Annotated in this window: 2 protein-coding genes; both read left to right on the forward strand. The window is 71.6% G+C overall.

Going from position 1 to position 2,852, the window contains the following annotated elements; all coding sequences use genetic code 11:
* Positions 1 to 84 precede the first annotated feature (84 nt).
* Entirely contained in the window at positions 85 to 693 is a 609-nt protein-coding gene (locus tag G6021_RS14800) for a hypothetical protein (RefSeq protein ID WP_182610765.1), read from the forward strand.
* A 117-nt stretch (positions 694 to 810) separates the two neighbouring features.
* Positions 811 to 2,700 carry a 1-deoxy-D-xylulose-5-phosphate synthase gene (gene dxs / locus G6021_RS14805; protein ID WP_182641609.1) on the forward strand — a complete coding sequence of 630 codons (1,890 nt, stop codon included), beginning with the start codon at positions 811 to 813 and terminating at the stop codon, positions 2,698 to 2,700.
* The last annotated feature ends 152 nt before the right edge of the window (positions 2,701 to 2,852 follow it).

Genomic DNA, 2,852 nt, shown 5'->3' on the forward strand with positions numbered 1-2,852 from the left:
CGGGGGCGCGATCGCGGGTCCCGGAGGGGTGCGGCGACCCGGGCGCGGGCCCGGTCCTCCCGCGCCGGGGCATGGGAGCCCGTGATGGGTCCCCCCACCGTCACCCGACGGGTCGGCGAGCACACCTGGCGGCTGCCGGTCGACGCATTCTGGCAGTCGCACAGATCCGCTGCCGTGCACTACTCCGATCTCGTCCGCCGCGCGGTGTCCGCCACCGCGGGGTTACCGGCGGAGCCGGTGGTCTGGGATCTCTACGGGGGGGCGGGCCTGTTCTCCGCGGCGGTGCTCGACGTCGCCCCTCGCGCGCAGCTGACCATCGTCGAATCCGCACGTCCGTCTCTCGACGCGGTGGGGACCGCCCTCGACGTCGGCCCGGGGGTCGTCCCGGTGGCTGCGCGGGTCGAGACGTTCCTCGACCGGACGGTCGGTGGGACCGACCGGAACGGTGAGCCCGATCTCGTGATCCTGGACCCGCCGAGGGGTGGTGCGGGGATCGACGTGATGACCGCGCTCGCGGGCGGAACGGCGTCGCGGATCATCCACGTGGGGTGCGACCCGGCGAGTCTGGCCCGCGACGTCGGGGTCCTGGTGACGGCCGGCTGGACGCTGACGGACCTGCGGGGGGTGGCCGCGTTCCCCGCGACGCACCACGTGGAGGGTCTCGCCGTCCTCGATTCCCCCCGCGCGCGCTGACCCGACCCTGTGGCGCACCTCGACCGGCCGAGGCGCCGGCGGGGTCTCGCGCCGATTGCCCGTAGACTGTTGGTTCGACCCTGAGGGGTGCGGCCAGGGAAGGGGCAGTCGACGGCAATGAGTGTGCTCGATCAGGTGAACGGCCCCTCCGACCTCCGTGCACTCGGACCCGACGAGCTGGTCCGGCTCTGCGGCGAGATCCGGGAGTTCCTCATCAGAAAGGTCTCCGCCACCGGCGGGCACCTCGGCCCCAATCTCGGTGTGGTGGAGTTGACCATCGCCCTGCACCGGGTCTTCGACTCCCCCCGGGACCCCATCGTCTTCGACACCGGACACCAGTCGTACGTCCACAAGATCGTCACCGGTCGTCGTGAGCAGTTCGACGGGCTCCGTACCCGCGGCGGATTGTCGGGATACCCGTGCCGCGCGGAGAGCGACCACGACGTCGTCGAGTCCTCGCACGCCACCTCGTCGCTGTCCTACGCCGACGGTCTCGCCAAGGCGTACTCCCTGCGCGGGGAGACCGACCGCACCGTCGTGGCCGTGATCGGCGACGGCGCGATGACCGGCGGGATGGCCTGGGAGGCGCTCAACAACATCGCGGCCGGCAAAGACCGGCCCATGGTGATCGTCGTCAACGACAACGGACGATCGTATTCCCCCACGATCGGAGGCCTGGCCGAACGACTCGGGGTCCTGAGGCTACAGCCCGCCTACGAGAAGGCGATGGACCACACCAAGCGCACCCTGGGCGCGCGCAAGGACGTCGTCGGCAAGGCCGTGTACTCGATCCTGCACGGGATCAAGACAGGCCTGAAGGACGTGGTGTCGCCGCAGGAGCTGTTCGCCGACCTGGGACTGAAGTACATGGGGCCGGTGGACGGACACAACCTGGCCGCCACCGAGGCCGCGCTGCGGCTGGCCAAGGACTTCGGCGGCCCGGTGGTGGTCCACGTGGTCACACGCAAGGGCATGGGGTACGTCCACGCGGAGAACAACGTCGCCGACCTCATGCACGCGACCGGGGTCATCGACCCCGACACCGGCCGACCGCTCTCGGAGTCGTCCGCGGTCGACTGGACGTCGGTCTTCTCCGCCGAACTGTGCGAGATCGGTGCCGAACGGGACGACGTCGTGGCCATCACCGCGGCCATGGCCGGGCCGACCGGACTGACGGCGTTCGGTGAACGTTTCCCGGACCGGATGTTCGACGTGGGCATCGCCGAGCAGCACGCCGTGGCCTCGGCCGCCGGACTGGCGCTCGGGGGGATGCACCCGGTGGTGGCCGTGTACTCGACCTTCCTCAACCGTGCGTTCGACCAGCTGCTCATGGACGTCGCGCTCCTCGGGCAGCCGGTCACCCTGGTGCTCGACCGCTCCGGGGTGACCGGCCCCGACGGCGCCAGTCACAACGGGATGTGGGACCTGTCGTTGACGGGGATCGTCCCCGGGGTTCGGGTGGCCGCACCGCGCGACGCCGAGACCCTGCGCGCGGAGCTCCGGGAGGCCGTCGAGGTGACCGACGGGCCGACCGTCGTGCGCTTTCCCAAGGGTTCGGTCGGTGAACCCGTCCCGGCACTGGAGACCAGTACCGACGGCGTCGACCGGGTGCACGGGTCCGGCGACGCCGACGTCCTCGTCGTCGCCGTCGGGTCGATGGTCGCGCCGTCGCTGGCCGCGGCCCGGGAACTCGAGACCGCCGGTGTCGCTGTCGACGTGGTCGATCCACGATGGGTCTATCCGGTCCCGCACTCGGTCGTCGACTCCGCCCGGGGTCGACAGCTCGTGGTGACCGTCGAGGACAACGGGCTCCACGGTGGCGTCGGGTCGGCGGTCTCCGCGAGTCTGGAGCGCGCCGGGGTCAGGGTGGACCGACTCGCCCTGGGGATACCCCAGGAGTTCCTCGACCACGCCTCCCGCGGTGAGATCCTCGCCGACGCCGGGTTGACCGCGGAGGGGATCGCCCGCGGGATCCGCCAGCGCCTCGGCGACCGGGTCGAGAGCTGAGTCCGGACGCCCTCAGCTCTCCGCTCTGAACTCGTGCACGGCGCCCAGCAGCGGAGCCTCCGTCAGTTCGATCTGCCAGCGGCGGGCACCCTCGGCCTGCAGGACCCGGTGCAGTAGCGCCGCGTCGTCGGCGGAGTCGGTGGTGGCGGCCC

The sequence above is a fragment of the Dietzia sp. CW19 genome (assembly GCF_014145265.1).
GTDB lineage: Bacteria > Actinomycetota > Actinomycetes > Mycobacteriales > Mycobacteriaceae > Dietzia > Dietzia natronolimnaea.

Excerpts from the sequence above, each read along its gene's own strand:
- G6021_RS14800 (WP_182610765.1), top strand. The coding sequence starts at position 85 with ATGGGTCCCCCCACCGTCACCCGACGGGTCGGCGAGCACACCTGGCGG.
- dxs (WP_182641609.1), top strand. The coding sequence starts at position 811 with ATGAGTGTGCTCGATCAGGTGAACGGCCCCTCCGACCTCCGTGCACTC.